This window comes from Mycobacterium sp. 852014-52144_SCH5372336, assembly GCF_001665615.1.
Taxonomy (GTDB): Bacteria; Actinomycetota; Actinomycetes; order Mycobacteriales; family Mycobacteriaceae; genus Mycobacterium; species Mycobacterium neumannii_A.
Genome location: NZ_LZSW01000027.1, coordinates 68,890 through 91,207, shown reverse-complemented (window position 1 = coordinate 91,207; position 22,318 = coordinate 68,890). Strand labels below are relative to the sequence as shown.

General features: G+C 66.5%; 17 protein-coding genes, 1 tRNA gene and 1 pseudogene. 12 read left to right on the top strand and 7 right to left on the bottom strand.

The features are described from left to right. Nucleotides 1-51: 51 nt before the first annotated feature. Nucleotides 52-125 (bottom strand) — tRNA-Leu (locus tag A5759_RS05405). Nucleotides 126-251: 126 nt separating this feature from the next. On the opposite strand from A5759_RS05405, the gene A5759_RS05400 reads away from it, so the two are divergent. After that, nucleotides 252-596 carry a hypothetical protein gene (locus A5759_RS05400; RefSeq protein WP_068194840.1) on the top strand — a complete coding sequence of 115 codons (345 nt, stop codon included), beginning with the start codon at nt 252-254 and terminating at the stop codon, nt 594-596. Here the strand turns inward: A5759_RS05400 and A5759_RS05395 are convergent. The 4 genes from A5759_RS05395 to A5759_RS05380 form a co-directional block, all read right to left on the bottom strand. Further along, the gene (locus A5759_RS05395) at nt 580-765 is read right to left on the bottom strand and encodes a hypothetical protein (protein ID WP_068194838.1); all 186 of its coding nucleotides are present in this window, start codon (nt 763-765) and stop codon (nt 580-582) included. The two genes, A5759_RS05400 and A5759_RS05395, sit on opposite strands and share 17 nt — an antisense overlap. Nucleotides 766-779: 14 nt before the next feature. Then, nucleotides 780-2,369, bottom strand: a complete 1,590-nt coding sequence (locus A5759_RS05390) for an NAD(P)/FAD-dependent oxidoreductase (protein ID WP_068194835.1) — start codon at nt 2,367-2,369, stop codon at nt 780-782. 2 nt (nt 2,370-2,371) lie between these two features. Next, complete coding sequence (locus A5759_RS05385) at nt 2,372-3,151, bottom strand: SDR family oxidoreductase (protein WP_068194831.1); 780 nt, start codon at nt 3,149-3,151, stop codon at nt 2,372-2,374. A 95-nt stretch (nt 3,152-3,246) separates the two neighbouring features. After that, on the bottom strand, nt 3,247-4,719 hold the full coding sequence (locus A5759_RS05380; protein WP_231984555.1) for an HNH endonuclease signature motif containing protein: 1,473 nt from the start codon (nt 4,717-4,719) through the stop codon (nt 3,247-3,249). A 290-nt stretch (nt 4,720-5,009) separates the two neighbouring features. Between A5759_RS05380 and A5759_RS05375 the strand changes: the two genes are divergently transcribed. Continuing rightward, nucleotides 5,010-6,209, top strand: coding sequence for an IS110 family transposase (locus A5759_RS05375; RefSeq protein ID WP_068194827.1), 1,200 nt, complete (start codon nt 5,010-5,012; stop codon nt 6,207-6,209). 177 nt (nt 6,210-6,386) lie between these two features. Next, nucleotides 6,387-8,906, top strand: coding sequence for a sensor histidine kinase KdpD (locus A5759_RS05370; protein WP_068194824.1), 2,520 nt, complete (start codon nt 6,387-6,389; stop codon nt 8,904-8,906). Between the two features lie 6 nt (nt 8,907-8,912). On the opposite strand, the gene A5759_RS05365 is transcribed toward A5759_RS05370, so the two are convergent. Next, the gene (locus A5759_RS05365) at nt 8,913-9,776 is read right to left on the bottom strand and encodes an alpha/beta fold hydrolase (RefSeq protein ID WP_068194820.1); all 864 of its coding nucleotides are present in this window, start codon (nt 9,774-9,776) and stop codon (nt 8,913-8,915) included. A gap of 40 nt (nt 9,777-9,816) precedes the next feature. Between A5759_RS05365 and A5759_RS05360 the strand changes: the two genes are divergently transcribed. The 8 genes and pseudogenes from A5759_RS05360 to narI form a co-directional block, all read left to right on the top strand. Beyond that, nucleotides 9,817-11,685 (top strand): propionyl-CoA synthetase, encoded by a 1,869-nt coding sequence (locus A5759_RS05360; RefSeq protein ID WP_068194815.1) that lies wholly within the window; start codon nt 9,817-9,819, stop codon nt 11,683-11,685. 349 nt (nt 11,686-12,034) lie between these two features. Then, nucleotides 12,035-12,526, top strand: a complete 492-nt coding sequence (locus A5759_RS05355) for a DUF4383 domain-containing protein (protein ID WP_068194812.1) — start codon at nt 12,035-12,037, stop codon at nt 12,524-12,526. A gap of 89 nt (nt 12,527-12,615) precedes the next feature. After that, nucleotides 12,616-13,038 (top strand): DUF4383 domain-containing protein, encoded by a 423-nt coding sequence (locus tag A5759_RS05350; RefSeq protein ID WP_068194810.1) that lies wholly within the window; start codon nt 12,616-12,618, stop codon nt 13,036-13,038. Nucleotides 13,039-13,169: 131 nt separating this feature from the next. Beyond that, the gene (locus A5759_RS05345; RefSeq protein ID WP_255391409.1) at nt 13,170-14,348 is read left to right on the top strand and encodes a NarK/NasA family nitrate transporter; all 1,179 of its coding nucleotides are present in this window, start codon (nt 13,170-13,172) and stop codon (nt 14,346-14,348) included. Next, nucleotides 14,345-18,040: a nitrate reductase subunit alpha gene (locus A5759_RS05340; protein WP_068194806.1), complete on the top strand. Its 3,696-nt coding sequence runs from the start codon at nt 14,345-14,347 to the stop codon at nt 18,038-18,040. The genes A5759_RS05345 and A5759_RS05340 overlap by 4 nt, the downstream gene beginning before the upstream one ends. Continuing rightward, on the top strand, nt 18,037-19,704 hold the full coding sequence (gene narH / locus A5759_RS05335) for a nitrate reductase subunit beta (protein WP_068194803.1): 1,668 nt from the start codon (nt 18,037-18,039) through the stop codon (nt 19,702-19,704). Before A5759_RS05340 ends, narH begins: the two co-directional genes overlap by 4 nt. Further along, nucleotides 19,701-20,354 (top strand): nitrate reductase molybdenum cofactor assembly chaperone, encoded by a 654-nt coding sequence (gene narJ / locus A5759_RS05330; RefSeq protein WP_068194800.1) that lies wholly within the window; start codon nt 19,701-19,703, stop codon nt 20,352-20,354. The genes narH and narJ overlap by 4 nt, the downstream gene beginning before the upstream one ends. Continuing rightward, nucleotides 20,353-21,087: pseudogene (gene narI, locus A5759_RS05325) on the top strand (respiratory nitrate reductase subunit gamma); the annotation flags it as partial. The gene narJ and the pseudogene narI, both read left to right, overlap by 2 nt. Before the next feature lie 18 nt (nt 21,088-21,105). Here the strand turns inward: narI and A5759_RS05320 are convergent. Next, the gene (locus A5759_RS05320) at nt 21,106-21,774 is read right to left on the bottom strand and encodes a metalloregulator ArsR/SmtB family transcription factor (RefSeq protein WP_068194793.1); all 669 of its coding nucleotides are present in this window, start codon (nt 21,772-21,774) and stop codon (nt 21,106-21,108) included. Between the two features lie 90 nt (nt 21,775-21,864). Here A5759_RS05320 and A5759_RS05315 point away from each other — a divergent pair, with 90 nt between their 5' ends. After that, complete coding sequence (locus A5759_RS05315) at nt 21,865-22,317, top strand: DoxX family protein (protein ID WP_068194789.1); 453 nt, start codon at nt 21,865-21,867, stop codon at nt 22,315-22,317. The last annotated feature ends 1 nt before the right edge of the window (nt 22,318 follow it).

Sequence of the window (22,318 nt, the reverse complement as noted above, 5' to 3'; positions counted from 1 at the left end):
AATGCGAGCCCATCCGGTAGGCGCGAGAACGCATCTACCAGCAACTTCCGGTGCCCCCAGTCGGACTCGAACCGACACTGTGCGGATTTTAAGTCCGCTGCCTCTGCCAATTGGGCTATGGGGGCCGCCGCCGTCGCCGCGCCGATGAGCACGGTACCGCGCGCGATCGTCGTACAGCCGGACCTGGCACACGTGATGCGCGATCAAGATAATGTCGGCGTGTAGGTCGTTCCACTAGGAAAGGCACGAGGATGTCAGCGCTGACGAGATTCCGCATCGGACGACGGCTCACAATCGCCGGTGGATTCGCGCTCGCGACGATGGCCCCGATGGTTGCGGCCGTCGTCGCTACCTCGCCCAGCGTCCCCAGTCACCTCGCGGCCTGCCCGGCAGGCGAGGACAGCGACCTCTACAGCGGGACGTGCGTGCCTTATCTGGTTCCGAACACCGCCTCAGCAGTCAACAACGCATGCCCGCCCGGGGTCAGCGGTGCCGAATGCACCGGGTCCACCGGTAATCAGGTGCCACCCCACCCACAGCCTGGGCCGTCGCCCGAGTTGCAGGAACTGGAAGACGTCGTCACGCCGGGCTACTAGCCGCGCGCACGTCCAGTAGGTCGTTGTCCCGCACGGCGTCGACGTCCAGCGTCCGGTACCCGTAGAGGTTGAACAGCACGGTGATCCGGTCCGCGGTCATCGCCTCGAGTCGTTCTGGCCGCAGCGTCTGCCATCCGGACACTTTCTTCGCGACGTCGGTTACCGTCACTCACCTGGCGCGGCTCATCGCGTCATCAGTGACAGGATCGCGCGGTTGAGTTGTCGGCGCGGCCAACCCAGTCTCCCGGCGGCAGCCAGTGCGGCATGTGCGGCGTTGCGGCCGCAGACACCGTGCACTCCCCCGCCCGGGGACGCGCCCGCGCTGCCGAGGAAGACGTTCTCGACCGGCGTCTCCGCGCCGCCGAAACCCGGGAACGGCCGAAAGATCAACTGCTGGAATAGTTGTGACGTCCCGCCGTTTACCGCACCGGCATGCAGATTCGCGTCGCTGGCCTCCAGGTCCGACGGCCGCTGAATCGTCTTGCCGACGATGCGGTCGCTGAATCCGGGCGCATGCTTCTCCAACACGACGTCCACCGCCGCCGACAACTGATCGGCGGAGGCGTCGTCGGCGACGCCCCGGGGCAGATGTGTGTACGCCCAGGCGCTTTCGGTGCCTGCTGGTGACCGGCTCGGATCGGCGGTGGTCATCTGCCCGAACAGGAGGAACGGATGCAGCGGCACGGTGCCGGTGTTGAGGTCGGCCATCCACCGGATCAGGCCGTCGTGGTCCGCGCCGAGATGTACCGTGCCCGCATCGTTCAGACTCTGCGAACGCCACGGAATCGGCGCGTCGAGGGCGTAGTTGATCTTCAACACCGGTGTGTCCCAGACGAATCGGTCGATGCTCTGCAGCACCGGTTCGGGGAGAGCGTCGGCCGGCAGCAGGTCGCGGTACAACATCGGCGCCGAGGTATCGGCAATCACCGCCCGACGCACCCGGACGGTCTCGCCGCCGGAGGTGTGAACGGACACCGCGCGTCGGCCTCGAACGTCGATCCGGTCGACCTGTTGTCCGCACTGGATGCGGGCACCCGCAGACGTCGCCCGGTTCACCAGCGCTGCGGTCAGTTGGCCGGCGCCGCCGACCGGAACCGGAAAGCCGCCGTCCTGAGCCATCATGATCAGCATGTATCCCATGACGCCGCTGCCCGGCGCGTCGATGGGAACATCGGCGTGCATTGCGTTGCCCAGCAACAGGAGTCGCGCGGCCTCGCCCTCGAACAGCTTCTCAGCCATCACGCCTGCGGGGAGAAGCAGCAGATGCGCCAACCGAAGCGCCTCGGCGGTGCCCAGCTCACGCAGTACACCGACCGCTCCACGCACCGGCGGGAACGGCGCGAACAACGTCTCCACCAGCGGTTTCTTGATGCGCTGCCACTGGGCGAACAAGTCGCGCCAACGCTCGCCGTCACCGGGTGTGCGACGGTCGAGATCCTCTGCGGTGCGGTCGAGATCGCGCCAAATCAGCGGAGCGTCTTCGTCATCGGCCGAGCTCGCATGGCCGACGACCGCGGGTGAGTGCGACCAGCGCAGGCCGTGCTCCTCGAGGTGCAGGGCTTGGAGAGCCGGGGAGGTCACCGACAGCGGGTAGAACGCGCTGTACAGGTCGCTGACATAGCCGGGGAACAGTTCGGCGCTCTTGACCGCGCCGCCGGGTTGTTCCTGCGCTTCCAGGACCAGCACATCCCAGCCCTCGTCGGCGAGCATGGCTGCGGCGACCAAACCGTTGTGGCCGGCTCCGATCACCACAGCATCGGCGGAGCCTCTCATACTCACCTCGAGATCAGCCTGTTGGAGGCGGCCTTCACCGAGTCGGGCAGGAACCGGTTCATCAGGCCGAGCCCTTTCGAAAGTGGTGAGGAGGCAACGATTTTCTTCCTTCCCTCCATCAGTGCGTCATACCCCTGTTTGGCGACCTTGTGGGCGTCGTCCTTGGGCATGCGTCCCACCAAGGTGTCGAGCATGCCGGCCCGCCGGAAGAAGTTGGTGTCGGTGGGGCCGGGCATCAGCGAGGTGATGACGACGTCGGTGTCGCGCAACTCGTCCTGCAGCGCTTCGGCGAACGACTGCACAAACGATTTGGAGGCGTTGTAGATGGTTTGATACGAGCCGGGCATCATCGCCACGATCGACGACGTGAAGAGAAGCTTGCCCGAGTTGGCGCTGACCATGTCAGCGAGCACCAGTTTGGCCAGTTGCGTGGTTCCCCGGACGTTGAGGTCGATGATGTTCAGGTCTTCTTCGAGCCCACGGTCGACGAATCGGCTGCCACCGCCGCCGGTGCCGGCATTGAGGGCGGCGGCGTCCAACCGGCGGCCGCCTTCGGTGGCGCTGGCGTACAGCCGATCGACGTCGTCCTCGTTGCGGAGATCGACCTGAATCGCGCGTACCTCTGTGCCGCTGGCGGCAAGTTTGTCGGCGCTGGCGTGAATGCCGTCATCGTCGGCGGCCACGATGAGGTCGTAGCCGTCGTCGGCGAACAGCTTCGCCAACTCGAAGCCGATACCGCTCGAAGCGCCCGTCACAAGCGCGAGTGGTCGTCCGTGAGCCATGGTGCCGGGCTACCCGACGGTGACTTCACCAAACGCACGCTCCACACGCCGACTTCAGCCGGCGTCACGATCATCGCCGCGCGAAAAGGCAGCCATCAGCCGGCGTCACGATCATCGCTGTGGTCATCACCGTCGTCAGCACACTCTCCGCTGTCCTCGGGGGCTCCCTCGTCGTCTCCGTCGTCGGGGATGAGGTAGCGGTTGGGGTGGTGGTAGTTGTTGACGCGGGCTTGGCCGGTGTCGAGCTGGGGCGGAGGACGCCATGCGGTGCGCCCGTCTTTGCGTTTGTAGGTGCGCCAGCCGCCGGGTTTGACCCGCCGATTGTCGGGGCCACACGCCAGCGTCAGCTCGTCGATGTCAGTCTGACCGCCCACGGCCCAATCCTTGTGCCCGTGATGGACCTGGCAGTGGTAAGCCGGGGCCGTGCAGCCGGGCCGGGTGCAGCCCCGATCCCTGGCGAAGAGCACCAGTCGTTGGGCTTTGGACGCCAAACGGTTAGCCCGCCCGAGGTAGAGGGGTTCTTCGGTGGCCTTGTCGAAGATCGCCAGATAGTGATGCGCCTCAGCGGCTTGGCGGATCACCTCGCTCATCGGCACCAATGACCCGCCCCCGGTGAACCCATGCCCGGTGCCCGACTCCAGTTCCTGCAACGTGGTGGTGATCAGCAGCGTCGCAGGCAACCCGTTATGGCTGCCCAACGTGCCCGAGGCGAGCAACGTCCGGCACATGGCATTGAGCGCATCGTGGTTGCGCTGCCCAACCGTGCGCCGATCAGCGGCCACCGTCTCCGCCGACGGGTCCGCCTCCGCCGAGGGATCCTGATCCGCACATCGCTGACCGTCCTCACCCTCGGTGTCGCCGTCGGGGTGGCAGCGCCCAGGAGCCGCCCACACCGCCAGCACCGCCTCCAACGCCGCCCGCGTGGCCGGATCAAGCAGTCCACGTAGCTCACTCATCCCATCAAGGCGCTGCCGGCCCAGACGCAGCCAGCGCTGCGCCGCGCGCAGCTCATCGGAGAAATCCCCATCCGGGTTCAAATAGGCCGCCAATCGCTGGGCGGCCGCGCGCAATTCCTCAGGAGTGTGCTTGGTGGCCAGCTGCGCCAGCTGCGCTTCGGCGGCCTCGCGCACGTCAAAGGGCATCGAGGCCGGGACCTGCTGGTCAAAGAACCGCCGGATCACCCGTACATGCTCGGCACCCACCAGGCCCTTATCCACAGCCGCGGCGGTGTGGGCCAGCACCGGTTCGAGTGTCTCGCCGGTCATCGCCTGGCGCGGCGCCAACTCTTTTGCCTCGGCCACCCGCCGATGCGCCTCGGCCTTGGAGATGCGCAGCAACACCGTCAACGCCCCGGCCACGCTGCGCTCGCCCAACTCCTCGATCGGCGCACGACCCAGCCCGGCCACCAGGCGGTGGCCCACGGTCGCCGAACCACGGGTGAAGCTCTCCCACTGCGCTGTCAGCGCCAACTGCTCAGAGGTGCTCAACGCGTCGAACGACTCGGCGACCAACGCGGACAGCTGCTCGGCCATCGCCGCGATCACTTCGCTCATACGTTCGAATCCCACACTGCAACGCTAACCCCACCCACCGACATTGATGGAGTTCAACCGGACGGGTTGATGATGGACGGGCCTGTCCGTTGCTGGTGGTGACCCTCGCACTGACTGACGCCCTGCTGGGTTGTCTTTGGCTTGATCTGTCCCACCGGCGGCGGGCGGGTCGCTCCACGAGGCCCGGCAGGGCGGACATGACCTAATCAGGAGCCTGGCAGTTTCCTCATCAATGTCTTGTCTGCCCGCCCTACCGGGTTGTCACCACAACCGCCGGTGATCACCGGCAGAAGGGCACCACCATCGTGTCACCATCATCGATTGTCGTCATCGGCGCCGACACCCACCTCGACACCATTCACCTGGCCGCGCTTTCTGACACGGGCAAACCCCTCGGCGATGCCGAGTTCCCGACCCACCCGAGTGGCTACTACATCGCGGTCAAATGGGCACAAAGCTTCGGCACCGTCCTGATCGCCGGAGTGGAAGGCACCAACTCCTACGGCGCCGGGCTGACCCGGGCACTGCAGGACGCCGGCATCGACGTCGTCGAAGTCAACCGACCCGACCGCGCCGCACGGCGACGCCGCGGCAAGTCCGACCCACTCGATGCTTACGGCGCGGCCCGCAACGCGCTGTCCGGGCATGGACTGGCCGCGCCCAAAGACGAACGCACCGTTGCGCTCAGTGCGCTGCTGACCGCCCGCCGCGGCGCGGTCAAAGCCCACACCGCAGCCACCAACCAGATTCAGTCACTGTTGGTGACCGCGCCCGCTGAACTGCGCGAACGATACCGCCGCCACACCACCAGGAGTCTGGTCAAGGCCCTGGCCCGCTGCCGCCCCACCACCCATACCGACCCCACCACCACCGCCGTGCTCACCGCACTGAAAACCCTGGCCTTCCGTGCGCAGTTCCTGCACCGCCAAGAACACGAACTCACCGAGCAGATCCACGCACTGGTCCACGCCATCAACCCCGGCCTGCGCGCCGCCCATGGTGTCGGACCCGACACCGCCGCCGCGCTGCTGATCACCGCCGGGCTCAATCCGCACCGACTGCGCAGCGAAGCCGCCTTCGCCGCCCTGTGCGGCACTGCACCGGTGCCCGCCTCCTCGGGCAAGACCACACGCCACCGCCTTTCCCGCGGCGGCGACCGCTCGGCAAACAACGCCCTCTACCGCATCGCGTTGGTCCGAATGTCCAACGACCCCCGCACCCGTGCCTACGTGGCGCGTCAAACCGCGAAGAGACGCAGCAAGACCGAAATCCTGCGCCTGCTCAAACGCGCCATCGCCCGTGAGGTCTTCCGGCTGCTCACCCAGCCCTGCAAGATCGACGACTACAGCGACCTTCGACCCGCCCGCCAAGCCAAGAACATCACCCTGACCGCCGCCGCTGACCACTTCGGTGTCTGGCCCAACGACATTTCCCGACTCGAACGCGGCCTCAAACGCGACGACACCCTGGCCGCCAACTACCGCCAATACCTCGCTGCCGCTTGACCCTTAACACGAATAGGAGCATCAACCCAGGCCGACTTGTGACTACTGAAACCAAAGAGACACAAGTGATTTCGCACGATACTGTGAACCAAAGGCCCGGCGAGCACAGTGCCGCGACCACTCAGCGACGACAAGGATGGTTTGAGCCACGCATTACACAACGTAAATTGGTCAGCGATGGGAATACTGGGACGAAAGACCGGGGACCTGCGCGTCTACCTCGGCGCGGCGCCCGGTGTCGGCAAGACCTACTCCATGCTCGCCGAGGCGCACCGCCGTCTCGAGCGCGGAACCGACGTGGTTGCCGCCGTGGTCGACACCCACGGCCGGCGCAAGGTCGGCCAGCAGCTAGCGGGTATCGAGGTGATACCTGCGCGCATGGTCGAGAATCCCGGCAACCCCGGCGTCCAGCACCAGGAGATCGACGTCACCGCGATCATGCAGCGGCGGCCGAAGGTCGTGCTCGTCGACGACTTCGCCCACACCAACGCCCCGGGCAGCAAGAACAAGAAGCGTTGGCAGGACGTCGAAGAACTGCTCAACGCCGGCATCACGGTGATCACCACCGTCAACGTCCAGAACCTGGAGAGCGTTTCCGACCTTGCCGCCCAGATCACCGGAGTCGAGGAACCCGACCGCATACCCGACGAGGTGGTACGCGCCGCCGATCAGATCGAGTTGGTCGACATCACGCCGGAAGCGTTGCGGCGCAGGCTCGCTCACGGCAACGTGTACCCGCCGGAGCGCATCGATGCTGCACTGTCGAACTACTTCCGACCCGAAAACCTCACGGCGCTACGGCAATTGACCCTGCTGTGGCTGGCCGATCAGGTCGATGCGGCGCTGGCCAAGTACCGCTCCGACAAGAAGATCAGCGATCGATGGGCACCCCGCGAACGTGTGGTGGTGGCGGTAACGGGCGGCCCCGAGTCCGAGGTCCTGGTGCGACGGGCGTCCCGCATCGCCTCCCGATCGGGCGCCGACCTCAGAGTGGTGCACATCGTCGACGGCGGTGGCCTCACGGCCATCTCGGATCAGCAGAAGAAGGCGGTGCGTGAACTGGCCGCCAGCTTGGGCGCGACCATGCACACGGTGGTCGGCGACGACGTCGCTTCGACGTTGATCGCCTATGCGCACGACATCAACGCCACACAGTTGGTGGTCGGAACATCCCGACGTTCGCGGCTGTCGCGCATGTTTGACGAGGGCATCAGCGAGGCCGTCGTCCAGCAGGCCGGCGGTCTGGACGTGCACATGGTCAGCCACGACCAGGCCAGCACCGGCATCTCGTGGTCCCGGCTCTCGCCACGACAGCGCCGGCTCACGTCATGGCTTGCCGCTATCGCGATTCCGGTCGCGGTCTGCGCGCTGACATTGCTGCTGCCGGAGGGGTTCCTGCGCATCGGCGGCCCGGGCGCGCTGTTCTTCATCGGGGTGCTGGGCACGGCGATGCTCGGCGGGCTCGCTCCGGCCGTCACGGCCGCCGCCCTGTCCGGAGCGCTGATCACCTACTTCCTGGTGGCTCCGGCGAACGCGTTCTCCGTGCACGACAGCGACGGCTTTGTCGCGACGGTGATCATGCTGCTCCTGTCCGTCGCGGTCGCCGCCCTCGTCGACCGGGCCTCGAGACGGGCGCGAGAAGCGCGCCGAGCCAGTCAGGAAGCCACGCTGCTGGCGCTGTTCGCCGACGGCGTGCTGAACGAAGCGGACCTCGACAGCCTGTTGGAGCGGGTCCGCGAAACGTACTCCCAGCGCGCCGTGAGCATCGTGAGAAGCAAGACCGGCGAACTGCTCGCCCACACCGGCACCGACCCCTGCACCGACGTCGACGACGCCGACACACCCGTCGAGATCGGCGACGACGAGTACTGGATGCTGTTGTCCGGACCGGCGTTGACGACGCGCGACCGTCGCGTTCTCAACGGCGTCGGCAAGCAGGCCGTCAACCTGGTCAGGCAGCGAGAGTTGGCCGAGGCGAACAAGGCCGAAGTCGTCGGCCAAGCGGACAAACTGCAGCACGCACTGCTCACAGCGGTCAGCCACGACCTGCGCACCCCGCTCGCGGCCGCCAGGGCGGCGACGTCCCGGATCCGCAGCAGCGACGTCGACTTCTCCGGCGACAACACCGCCGAACTCCTGGCCACGGTGGAGGAGTCCGTCGATCAGCTGACCTCACTGGTGGCCAACCTGCTGGACTCGGCACGCCTGGCCGCCGGCGCGGTTCGACCGCAGATGGTGCGCGTCGAACTGGAGCACGTCGTCCAGCGTGCGCTGCTCGGAATCCGCGCCGACACAGACGAAATCACCCGACCGGGCAGTGAACGGGTGAAGGTGGAGATCGACTGCGACGCGGCCCTTGCCGACCACGAACTGCTGGAGCGCGTCCTGGCCAACCTGATCGACAACTCGCTGCGCTACGCCGACGGCAGCCTGGTGCGGGTGACCGCGGGCCAGGTGGGCGACCGGGTGCTCATCGCGGTCGTCGACGAGGGACCGGGTATTCCGCGAGGCAGCGAAGAGCAGGTGTTCGCTCCGTTCCAGCGGCTCAGCGACGACGATTCGATCGGCATCGGAATCGGCCTGTCGGTCGCTTCGGGATTCGTCGAGGCGATGGGCGGAACGATCTCGGCTTCCGACACCCCCGGCGGAGGCCTGACCGTCGAGATCGACCTGCCCGCCGCGCCGGATCAGGTGTGATGGCAACTAGGTCCGGGCCGTCTCCTCTGCCAGGGCGATCAGCGCCGCGCGCACCAGATCGGGTCGCTCGTCGACGATGAAGTGACTGGCGTCGACCATCTCCAGTCGGTAGTCGTCGGCATCGGCGGTCTCCTCCGCTGCCAGAGACGGATGGACAGCCGCGTCATCGCGCCCGAACAGACACCGGATCGGCACGGTGGCGGGCGGCGGCTTCGGCCCGCGGCCGGCGGCCGGTAGCTCGCGGAGCAGGAAGCTTCGGTACGTGTCGCGCGCGGCACGGGCCACCACCGGATCTCGGAACCGATCGGCGTAAACCCGCGCGGTCTCCGGATCCAACTGCGAGCCGGCCTTGAACAGCAGGTCAAGAAAGCCGGTGTACCGCAGCACCGCAACGCCGAACGTGGCAAGCGGCACCTGGTACCAGAACCGCCACAGCTGTGGTGCCACGACGCGCGGGCCCACCCACGGGTGCGCCATGTTCATCGCCAGGTAGCCGTCGAAACGCTCCGGCGCCGCCAACACCATGCGGTACCCGACGTACGCGCCCCAGTCGTGGCCCACCAGCAACACCCGGTCCAGACCCAGCGCGTCGAGCAGCGCCAGTACGTCGGCGGCGACATCGTCCTTCTCCCACCGGTGCGGAGCAGGACCCGACCAGCCGTAGCCGGGCAGGTCCGGCGCGATGATCCGCAGTCCCGCGGGCGGGTCACCCAAGAGATCGCGGTACACCCAATGGTGTTGCGGCCACCCGTGCAGCGCGACGACCGGGCGCCCGTGGGCGGGGCCGGCCTCGGTGACGTGGAAGCGCACACCGCGGGCGGTGACCTGAGAACGGCGCACTCCTTCGATCGGCGGAGGAGCAGAAGCCATAACGCGACTATAGGAACTGCCGTCGCGCTACCGTGCCGGTATGGCCGGATACCGAGCGCTGTTCGACGCCAGCATCGCTGATCCAGAAGGATTCTGGGCCGATGCCGCACGCGCGGTGACGTGGACCCGCGAGCCGAAACAGATCCTCGACGACTCCAACCCGCCGTTCTACCGCTGGTTCGCCGACGGTGAGCTGAACACGTGCGCCAACGCGCTCGACAGACACGTCGACGACGGCCGGGGTGATCAGCCCGCGCTGATCTACGACTCACCGGTCACCGGGACGCAACGCACCTATACCTTCCGCGAATTACGCGACGCGACAGCGAAATTCGCCGGGGGGCTGCGCGGTCTCGGGGTTACCAAGGGCGACCGCGTGGTGATCTACATGCCGATGATCCCCGAGGCGGTGATCGCGATGCTGGCGTGTGCGCGCCTGGGGGCGATCCACTCGGTCGTGTTCGGCGGGTTCGCCGCGCACGAACTCGCGGCGCGCATCGACGACGCGCAACCGAAAGTCGTCGTCTCCGCGTCCTGCGGTATCGAACCGTCCCGCATCGTCGCCTACAAGCCGATGCTGGACGCCGCACTCGAGATGTCCGCGCACCCGCCGCGCAACTGCGTCATCGTGCAGCGCGACCGGCAGCGCTGTGAGTTGGCTCCGGACCGCGACCTCGACTGGGAGGACGTCGCGGCCGCGGCTGCCGTCGACCCCGTGCCGGTGGCCGCGACCGATCCGCTCTACGTGCTGTACACCTCCGGGACCACGGGTAAGCCCAAAGGCATCGTCCGCGACAACGGCGGGCATGCGGTGGCGCTGCTCTGGAGCATGCGCAACGTCTACGACATCGAACCCGGCGAAGTCTTCTGGGCCGCATCCGATGTCGGCTGGGTGGTCGGCCACTCCTACATCGTGTACGGACCGCTGCTGCTGGGCGCCACGACCGTGCTCTACGAAGGCAAGCCGATCGGCACGCCCGATCCGGGTGCGTTCTGGCGGGTAGCGTCCGAGCACGGGGTCAAGGCGCTGTTCACCGCGCCGACGGCCGTGCGCGCGATCCGAAAGGAGGACCCCGACGGCACGCACATCGGCCGCTACGACCTGTCGAAGATGAAGTACTTCTTCCAGGCCGGTGAGCGACTCGACCCGGACACCTACGAGTGGTCGGCTCAGAAACTCGGTGTCCCGGTCGTCGACCACTGGTGGCAGACGGAAACCGGCTGGGCGATCGCGGCCAACCCGATGGGGCTGGAACCCATGCCGATCAAACCGGGATCCCCGACGGTTCCGATGCCCGGCTACGACGTCAGGATTCTGCACGTCGACGGCTCGCCCTGCGCTGCCAACGAGGAAGGCGACATCTGCATCCGGCTCCCGCTTCCGCCGGGCGCCCTGCCCACCCTGTGGGGCGACGACGACCGGTACAAGGCCTCCTACCTGTCCGAGCATCCGGGTTACTACCTCACCGGCGACGGCGGCTATCTCGACGAGGACGGCTACCTCTTCGTAATGGGCCGCATCGACGACGTCATCAACGTCGCCGGACACCGGTTGTCGACGGGATCCATCGAGGCCGTGCTGGCCACTCATCCGGCGGTCGCCGAATGCGCGGTCATCGGCGTGCGTGACGAGATCAAGGGCCAGGTGCCGCGCGGCTTCGTCGTCCTGCAGCAGGGGGCTTCGGCCGACGCGCTTGCCGAGCAGCTCATCGAGTCGGTGCGCGAGAACATCGGCGCCGTCGCGTGTTTCAAACTCGTCGACGTCGTTCCCGCGCTGCCCAAGACGAGGTCCGGAAAGATCCTGCGCAAGACGATGCGGGGCATCGCCCACGGCCGCGAGGAGCCGTTGCCGTCGACGATCGAAGACCCAGCGGTGATCGAAGCGCTCAAGCCGATCCTGAAGAACTGAGCCGCCCCGACGCTGCTCGGATCGGCCTATATTCGTTGGTGAGTGCGCGCCTGCCCGATGCACGCGGCTCACAACAAAGGAGTTGATTCGCGATGCGTACATCTGCGGTCAAGGCCAAGAGCGGCTGTACCTGCCACTGCCACAAGTGCGATCAGGGTCATCACTGCGGCAACCCGCCGAACTGCTACATCAAGAAATAGGCCGTCAAGAAGTAAAGCTCGGACGGAATCGGCTCAGGTTCGCTCGCAGACCTGAGCCGCATGTCCTGTTGCGACAGAATCGCCGAACCACGTTTGCATCGATTTTCGCCGGGTAGCCATCGCTGACCTTCGACGAAAGGGAAACGACGATGGTCAGCAGTCATCCGCCGGGCCGATCGGCCGCGACGCGTTACGGCACACCTGTGCAGAAGGCAGCACTCGCCGTCGGCGCAGTGTTCCTGCTGGTCGGCATCCTGGGCTTCATCCCGGGGATCACGACGAACTATGACACCATGACGTTCGCCGGCCACCACTCCGGAGCCATGCTGCTCGGGATCTTCAACGTCTCGATCCTGCACAACCTCGTTCACCTGCTGTTCGGTGTGGCCGGCGTTTTGATGGCGCGCACGTTCGACGCGGCCCGCATCTACCTGATCGGCGGCGGCGTCATCTACCTGTTGCTCTTCTTGTACGGCCTGGTCATCGACCATGACAGCGCGGCGAACTTCGTGCCGTTGAACACCGCCGACAACTGGCTTCACCTGTTCCTCGGGGTGGGAATGATCGCGCTGGGTGTGCTGCTGTCGCGGCGGGTCATCGACGCCAACACCCCGTTGAATCGCAATCGCAACGCCCGGTAAGCGTCGACGCCGCCTCACGCCGGTTAGCCTCCACGCCCGGCGGGTATCACCTGCGAGTCCGTCAATAAGGGTTCGGACGGAGGCAAGGGATGGCAACGACACCGAAGTACATGGCCGTGCAGGCGGCCGCGCTGATCGCCGGCGTCACCCTGATCCTTCTCGGCGCCCTCGGCTTCATCCCGGGCGTGACCCAGGATTATGACCGGCTGGCGTGGGCCGACCACCGATCCGGGGCCACCCTGCTCGGCATGATCTCGGTGTCCGGACTGGGCAACGTCGTCAACCTGGTGATCGGCGCACTGGGCCTGGTGATGGCGCGCACGTACGCAGCCGCTCGGGCCTACTTTCTCGGCGCTGGGCTGGTCTACTTCGCGCTGTTGGTGTACGGATACGTGGTGGCCAGCGCGTTCGACTGGATGTGGTTCGGCCTGGGTGTCGTCATGTCGATTCTCGGGTTGACGCTCGCGGGGCAGCACGACCCGACCAAGCGGCGCAGGAGAATTCGCGCCTAGACCGAAGACTGCACTGTTGTACTACGTTGTGTAGCAGCGCTTTACTCGAAAGCCACGCGAATGCCCCTGACACGTGGTTGTCTGGATGAGTGAGTACGGCGACTACGCCGCACACCGGCGCGCGGCGGGGCATCAACTTAGCGCTGGCCACCTGGGTCTCGGCCATCAACTTCTGGGCATGGAACATGATCGGCCCGCTCTCGACGACGTACGCGGGCGATCTGTCGCTGAGCAGCTCCGCGGCCTCGATGCTGGTGGCCACACCGATCCTGGTGGGCGCGCTCGGGCGGATAGTCGTGGGTTCGCTGACCGACCGGTTCGGCGGGCGCGCATTGTTCATCGCGATCTCTTTGATCTCGATTGTTCCGGTGCTGGCGGTCGGCGCCGCGGGGTCGGCAGGCTCCTATCCGATGCTGCTGGTGTGCGGCTTCTTCCTGGGCATCGCAGGCACGATCTTCGCCGTCGGGATCCCGTTCGCGAACAACTGGTACGAACCGTCGCGGCGCGGCTTCGCCACTGGGGTCTTCGGGATGGGCATGGTGGGCACCGCGCTCTCGGCGTTCTTCACGCCCCGGTTCGTCGGCTGGTTCGGGCTCTTCCCCACCCACGTGATCATCGCGGTCGCGTTGGCGGTCACCGCGGGGCTGTGCCTGGTGTTGATGCACGACTCCCCGACCTTCATGCCCAACACCGATCGGGTGATGCCCAAGCTGAAGGCGGCGGCCAAACTCCGCGTCACCTGGGAGATGTCGTTCCTGTACGCGATCGTGTTCGGCGGGTTCGTGGCGTTCAGCAACTATCTGCCCACCTACATCAAGACGATCTACCACTTCTCGGCCGTCGACGCCGGCGCGCGCACGGCGGGGTTCGCGCTGGCGGCCGTGCTCGCGCGTCCCGTCGGTGGTGCGCTGGCCGACCGGATCGCGCCGAAGTACGTCGTGCTGTGTTCCTTCGGCGGCACCGCGCTGATGGCGCTGATCGCCATGCTGCAGCCGCCGCCGGATGTGTGGTCGGCCGCCACCTTCATCGCGCTGGCGGTGTTCCTCGGTATCGGCACCGGCGGCGTGTTCGCATGGGTGGCTCGCCGCTCACCTGCGAAGTCCGTCGGGTCAATCACCGGAATCGTCTCGGCCGCCGGTGGTTTGGGCGGATACTTCCCGCCGCTGGTGATGGGCTCGACCTACGACTCTGCCGAGAACGACTACTCGGTCGGCCTGATCCTGCTCGTAGTGACCGCGTTGATCGCGTTCGCTTACACCGCACTGCGGCTGCACGCTCATGAGCCGCAACCGAAGGAGGCCACACCGTGACGATCAACCCGCCCCACATCGGCGGCCCGATCGAAGAACTGCTCGAACGCAGCGGCCGATTCTTCACTCCCGGTGAGGCTTCCGACGACGGGCGGACCATCCATCGCCGCGGCGGCCGCGAAGGCGACATCTTCTACCGCGACCGGTGGAGCCACGACAAGGTGGTCCGCTCCACGCACGGCGTCAACTGCACGGGCTCGTGCTCCTGGAAGATCTATGTCAAGGACGGCATCATCACCTGGGAAACCCAGGAGACCGATTACCCGTCGGTGGGCCCGGACCGGCCGGAGTACGAGCCGCGCGGCTGTCCGCGCGGTGCGGCGTTCTCGTGGTACACCTACTCGCCGACGCGGGTCCGTTACCCATACGCGCGTGGCGAACTCGTCCGGATGTACCGCGAGGCGAAGTCGCGTCTGTCCGATCCGGTCTTCGCATGGGCCGACATCCAGAACGACCCCGAACGCCGCAGGCGCTACCAACAGGCAAGAGGCAAAGGCGGTCTGGTGCGGATCAGTTGGGCCGAGGCGACCGAGATGATCGCCGCGGCCCACATACACGCGATCAAGCAGTACGGGCCCGACCGGATTGCGGGGTTCTCCCCCATCCCCGCGATGTCGATGGTCTCCTTCGCCGCGGGATCGCGGTTCATCGAACTGCTCGGCGGCGTGATGACGTCCTTCTACGACTGGTATGCCGACCTTCCCGTGGCTTCCCCGCAGGTCTTCGGCGACCAGACCGACGTACCGGAATCCGGCGACTGGTGGGACGCCTCGTATCTGATGATGTGGGGTTCCAACGTGCCGGTCACCCGCACACCGGACGCGCATTGGATGACCGAGGTGCGCTACCGCGGCACGAAGGTCGTCAGCGTCAGCCCCGACTACGCCGACAACACCAAGTTCGCCGACGAGTGGATGCCGTGCGCCGCGGGCACCGACGGTGCGTTGGCCATGGCGATGGGCCACGTCGTGCTCTCGGAATTCTTTGTCAAACAGCGCGTTCCGTTCTTCGTCGACTACGTCCGCAAGTTCACCGACCTGCCGTTCCTGGTCAAGCTCGAAGACCGCGACGGCAGGCTCGTTCCCGGTAAGAACCTGACCGCGGCCGACCTCGGCGGTGAAGCGGCGGCACAGGAGAACGCGGCTTTCAAACCGGTGCTGCTGGACGCGGCGACCGACTCCGTGGCCGTACCGCATGGCTCACTGGGATTCCGCTTCGGCGACGACGGCGTCACCAAGTGGAACCTCGAACTGGGTGATCTCGTACCGGCGTTGACGGTGCTGTTCACCGAGGGCGGTGAAACGGCCGAAGTGGCGTTGCCGCGATTCGACACCTTCGACGGCCACGGCGAAACGCTGACCCGAGGCGTGCCGGTGCGACGGGTCGGCGAACACCTGGTGTGCACGGTGTTCGATCTCATGCTGGCCCAGTACGGCGTGGCCCGGCCAGGCCTACCCGGTGATTGGCCGACCGGCTACGACGATCCCAAGCCCTACACCCCCGCGTGGCAAGAGTCGATCACCGGAGTGGCTGCGTCACAAGCCATTCGGATCGCCACCGAGTTCGCCCGCAACGCCGAGGAGTCCGGCGGCCGGTCGATGATCATCATGGGCGCCGGAATATGCCAATGGTTCCACGGCGATGCCACCTACCGGGCGGTGCTGGCGCTGGTGTTGCTCACCGGCGCGATGGGTCGCAACGGCGGCGGCTGGGCGCACTATGTCGGACAAGAGAAGTGCCGCCCGGTGACGGGATGGTCGGCGCTGGCGATGGGCACCGACTGGTCGCGGCCGCCGCGACAGATGCCGGGCACCTCGTACTGGTACGTCCACACCGATCAGTGGCGCTACGACGGCTACCGGGCCGACGCGCTGTCCAGCCCTCTGGGCCGCGGCCGGTTCAGGGACCGCCACACCATGGACGTGCTCGCCGCATCGACGGCGATGGGCTGGAGCCCGTTCTATCCGCAGTTCGACCGCTCGAGCCTCGACGTGGCCGACGAGGCCCGCGCCGCGGGACAGGACATCTCCACCTACGTCACCGAGAAGCTCGCCGACGGTGGGCTCAAACTCGCCGTCACCGACCCCGACAACCCGTCGAACTGGCCTCGGGTGCTGTCGGTCTGGCGGGCCAACCTGCTGGGCTCGTCGAGTAAGGGTAACGAGTACTTCCTGCGTCATCTGCTCGGCACCGACTCGAACCTTCAGGCCGAGCCGACACCGGAGGCGGTGCGGCCCAACGACATACCGTGGACCGATGACATCCCCGAGGGCAAGCTCGACATGTTGATGTCGATCGACTTCCGGATGACGTCGACGACGTTGCTGTCCGACGTGGTGCTGCCAGCCGCCACCTGGTACGAGAAACACGACCTGAACACCACGGACATGCACCCGTACGTGCACGCGTTCAACCCCGCCGTCGACCCGCCGTGGGAAACCCATTCCGACTTCGAGGCGTTCGGCGCGATCGCCCGGGTGTTCAGCGGGCTGGCGGCCAAGCATCTGGGGGTGCGCACCGACGTGGTGCTCGGCGCGATGCAGCACGACACTCCCGGCGCGATGGCGTACCCCGGTGGTGTCGAGCAGGATTGGCGCACCGACGGGAGCATCCCGGTACCCGGTAAGACCATGGGTCCGATCGCCGTGGTGGAGCGTGACTATCCGGCGATCGCCCAGAAGTGGGCAGCGCTGGGGCCGCTGGTCGAGAGACTGGGGCTGACCACCAAAGGTGTCACCGTCCGACCCGACAAGGAGGTCGACGAACTCGCGGCCAAGTTCGGTGTGATGAGCTCCGGTCGCGCAGAAGGCCGTCCGGCGATCAACACCGCAGAACGGATGGCCGAGGCGATCCTGGCACTGTCCGGCACCAGCAACGGACGGCTGGCGGTCGAGGGGTTCCGCGAATTGGAGCGGCGAACCGGGCGTCGACTGGTCCATCTGGCCGGTGGCAGTGAGGAGCGCCGCATCACGTTCGCCGACACCCAGGCGCGGCCGGTTCCGGTGATCACCAGCCCGGAGTGGTCGGGCAGCGAGACCGGTGGGCGCCGCTACGCGCCGTTCACCATCAACATCGAGGAACTCAAGCCGTTCCACACGCTGACCGGCCGGATGCACTTCTATCTCGACCACGACTGGCTGGAGGAACTCGGTGAGCAGTTACCGGTCTACCGTCCGCCGCTGGACATGTCGCGGTTGTTCGGTGCGTCGGCGGTGGGTGACCACGACGGTGTGGGACTGACGGTGCGCTACCTGACCCCGCATTCGAAGTGGTCGATCCACTCGGAGTATCAGGACAACCTGTTCATGCTGTCGTTGTCGCGCGGTGGGCCGACGATGTGGATGAGCCCGGCCGATGCGGCGAAGATATCGGTGCGCGACAACGACTGGGTCGAGGCGGTGAACCGCAACGGTGTGCTGGTGTGCCGTGCGATCGTGTCGCATCGGATGCCCGAGGGCGTGGTGTTCGTCTACCACGTGCAGGAGCGCACCATCGATGTGCCGCTCAGCGAGACCACCGGGAAGCGCGGCGGTATCCACAATTCGCTGACCCGGCTGCTGATCAAGCCGAGCCATCTGGCAGGCGGGTACGCGCAGATGGCGTTCGCGTTCAACTATCTCGGTCCGACCGGCAACCAACGCGACGAGGTGACCGTGGTGCGGCGTCGCAACCAGGAGGTGGCGTACGAATGAGAGTCATGGCGCAGATGGCGATGGTGATGAACCTCGACAAATGCATCGGCTGCCACACCTGCTCGGTCACCTGCAAACAGGCATGGACCAACCGGCCCGGCACCGAGTACGTCTGGTTCAACAACGTCGAAACCCGTCCGGGCCAGGGTTATCCGCGGACCTACGAGGATCAGGAGCGGTGGCGTGGCGGATGGATACGCGACCGCAGGGGTCGGTTGAGGCTGCGCGACGGCGGGCGGCTGAGCAAGCTGTTCCGGATCTTCGCCAACCCGAAGATGCCCAGCATCAACGACTACTACGAACCGTGGACCTACGACTACGAGAACCTGACGAACGCGCCGTTGGGTGAGCACATGCCGGTTGCCCCACCCCGCAGCTTGATCAGCGGTGAACCGATGAAGGTTCAGTGGTCGGCGAACTGGGACGACAACCTCGGCGGCTCACCGGAGATCGTGGCCGGAGATCCGGTGCTGCAGAAGGTGAACGAACAGGTCCGCCTCGAACTCGAGCAGACGTACATGTTCTACCTGCCGCGGATCTGCGAGCACTGCCTGAATCCCTCGTGCGTCGCGTCGTGCCCGTCCGGGGCGCTCTACAAGCGATCCGAGGACGGCATCGTGCTCGTCGACCAGGACCGCTGCCGCGGCTGGCGGATGTGTGTGTCCGGATGTCCCTACAAGAAGGTGTATTTCAACCACAAGACCGGCAAGGCCGAGAAGTGCACGTTCTGCTACCCGCGTATCGAGGTGGGGCTGCCGACGGTGTGCTCGGAGACCTGCGTCGGTCGGTTGCGGTATTTGGGCCTCGTGTTCTACGACGTCGACCGGGTGCTCGAGGCGGCGGCGACGGAGAACGACACCGACCTCTACGAAGCGCAGAAGTCGATCATCCTGGACCCGCACGATCCCGAGGTCATCGCCGGCGCCCACGCGGAGGGCATTTCCGAGGAGTGGATCGAGGCCGCCCAGCGTTCGCCGGTGTACGCACTGATTCACCGCTATCAGGTTGCGCTGCCACTGCATCCCGAGTACCGGACGATGCCGATGGTCTGGTACATCCCGCCGCTGTCCCCCGTGGTCGACGCGGTCGCCCGCGACGGCCATGACGGTGAGGCGCTAGGCAACCTGTTCGGCGCTTTGGAGGCGCTGCGCATTCCGATCGAGTACCTCGCCGGCCTGTTCACGGCCGGGGACACCGCGGTGGTCGAAGGCGTGCTGCGGCGGCTTGCCGCGATGCGGTCCTACATGCGCGACATCAACCTGGGCCGGGAGACCCAGCCCCACATCCCGCAGGCCGTCGGCATGACCGAAGAGCAGATCTACGAGATGTACCGCCTGCTGGCACTGGCGAAATACGAAGAGCGCTACGTCATTCCGACCGCCTACGTCGCCGATGCCCACGCCCTCGAGGCGCAGGCGCTCGAAGAACCGGGCTGCTCGCTGTCATTCGAGGGCGGACCCGGCATGTACGAGTCGGGGCCGTTCGGCGAGGCCAGCGGTGGCCCGGTGCCCGTCGCGGTGGAGAGCTTCCATGCGCTGCATCACCGGCAGACCAGTGAGGGCATCGCGGTCACCGAGTCCCGCCCGTCGCGGGTGAACCTGCTCAACTGGGACGGCAGGGGCGAACCCAGCGGGATCTTTCCCGAGCGGAGCGCGGACCGATGAAACTGCTCAGGAGCAGACGGGAGTCGACCCTCGAGCACCGCCTCGTGTGGCAGGCGGCCGCCTTGCTGTTGACCTATCCGGACGACCAGCAGGCCGAGCGGCTGGCCACTGTCGAGGAACTGCTGGCGCACCTTCCCGCCGCGACCGCAGACCTCCTCGCCAGAACGATCGCGGCGTTGCGCACCAAGGACCCGATGCAAGCCCAGGTCGACTATGTGGACACCTTCGACATGCGAAGGCGCACCACGATGTACCTGACGTACTGGACGGCGGGCGACACCCGCAACCGCGGCAACCACATGCTGGCGTTCGCTCGCACCTACCGGGAGGCGGGCGTCAGCCCGCCGGAACGCGAGGCTCCCGACTACCTGCCCGTGGTACTCGAGTTCGCCGCCACCGTGGACCCCGGGGCGGGACGGCGTCTGCTCATAGAGCACCGTGCCCCGATCGACCTGCTTTGCGATGCGTTGCAGCAGTCCGCATCGCCGTACGCACACGCCGTGGCGGCCGTCTGCGAAACGCTTCCGGCCCGTACCGAGCAGGACATCCAACGGGCTCAGCGACTTGCCGCTGCCGGACCGCCCGCCGAATCGGTTGGTTTACAACCGTTTACGTTGACCGTGCCGCCACGACGCGCACAAGGAGGTTGACATGTCAGGCTGGGAGATCTTCTGGGACGTGGTGCCCTACGTGACGCTGGCGATCGTCGCGGTCGGGATCTGGTGGCGGTACCGCTACGACAAGTTCGGCTGGACCACCCGTTCGTCGCAACTGTACGAATCACGGCTGTTGCGCATCGGCAGCCCGATGTTCCACTTCGGCATCCTGGTGGTGATCGTCGGACACATCATCGGTCTGGTGGTTCCCGAATCATGGACCGACGCAATCGGACTCAGCGATCACGCTTATCACCTCCAGGCGATGGTGCTCGGCGCGATCGCCGGCGTCACCACGCTGACGGGTATCGCGCTGCTGGTGTTCCGCCGCCGCACCACCGGCCCGGTCTTCCTCGCCACCACCGCCAACGACAAGGTGATGTACCTGGTCCTGGTGATGGCCATCGTGGCCGGCCTCGCGTGCACCCTGATCGGTGCGACGCCCGTCGGCTCCGAACACGACTACCGGCAGACGGTGTCGCCCTGGTTCCGGTCCATCTGGATTCTGCAACCACGCGGCGACCTGATGGCCCAGGCGCCGCTGTGGTTCCACATCCACGTGATCATCGCGCTGGTGCTGTTCTGCCTGTGGCCGTTCACGCGGCTGGTCCATGTGTTCAGCGCACCCATCGGCTACCTGTTCCGGCCCTACATCGTCTACCGCAGCCGCGACGTCGTCGACAAGGGTGAGCTGGTCGGTTCGCGCCCGCACCGCCGCGGTTGGTGATCTGCGCTCAGGAGGGTGTCAACCCGTTGCGCCGTGAACCTGCACGCAGCACCGGCCTTCTGAAGGGTTGAGCTCCGCGCGCGCGTCGGGTGCTGAGCTGCCGTCGATCACACCCTCGACGAGCTGGAGGTTCAGCCCGCAGACCACGTCCAGGTGGTCCTTGGCCACCGAGTGAAACGGGCAGTTGCGCAGGGTAATACAGCCGTCGGCATCCGACTGGGGTAGGTAACCGCAGTCGCGCAGCGCGACCACCACGTCACCGTCGGCGTCGACCGCGGCCTGGCGCCCGGTTTCGCGGGCGGCCGTGCCCAGGGCCGAGCGCACCGCGCCTCCGGCGTCCTGCTCGATCGACGAGACCAGCAGCCGAGCGAGCAGCAGATAGTCGCGCGGTGGAACGCTGACCACGATCTCGTCGGCGGTCCTGGCGTAGAGCTTGGCCGGCCGTCCGGCGCCGGGACCGCCACGGCCGGCGGGGCGCTGATAGCTGACGGCCAGCAACCCACCATCGGCGAGTTTGTCCAAGTGATAGGCGGCCAGGGTGCGGCCGATGCCGACCGCCGCGGCGGCCGCCTCCCTGGAGACGGGCTCGTCGCGCTCAACGACGAACTCGTACAGCCGACGGCGAATCGGATCGTCCAGGCTGGTCAACGCCGCCAAAGAGGCGGGGTCGGCGAACTGTGAGACCACCCCGAAATTCTATCACCAAAAACTCTTGACAAACCGCCGCCGAAGGTGTGCTCTAAAAGACATAACATTTATTTATAGAAAGGAACGGCAATGACCACCTCGAATGCGCCATCAACCGACCACTCGGCGAGCCCGCTGCTGCGCGCCCGCACCGATCCCGTCTACGCGGCCTACCTGATCCTGCGGATCGGGTTCTCGGTGCTGCCGATCGTGATGGGCCTCGACAAGTTCACCAACGTACTGACCGACTGGGAGGGTTACCTCGCGCCGTGGATCGTTGACATCAGCCCGTTCACCGCGCACCAGACGATGTTGATCGTCGGCGTGGTCGAGATCGTCGCCGGCATCGCGGTCGCGGTCAAACCGCGATACGCCGCGTACGTCGTCGCCCTCTGGCTCGCGGGCATCATCGTCAACCTGGTCACCTACCCCGGGTTCTACGACGTCGCGTTGCGCGACTTCGGCCTGCTGCTGGGTGCGTTGACGCTGGGCCGGCTGGCCTCCGTTTACGACGCGCCGCTGCACACCCGGGCCAGGCGTTGAA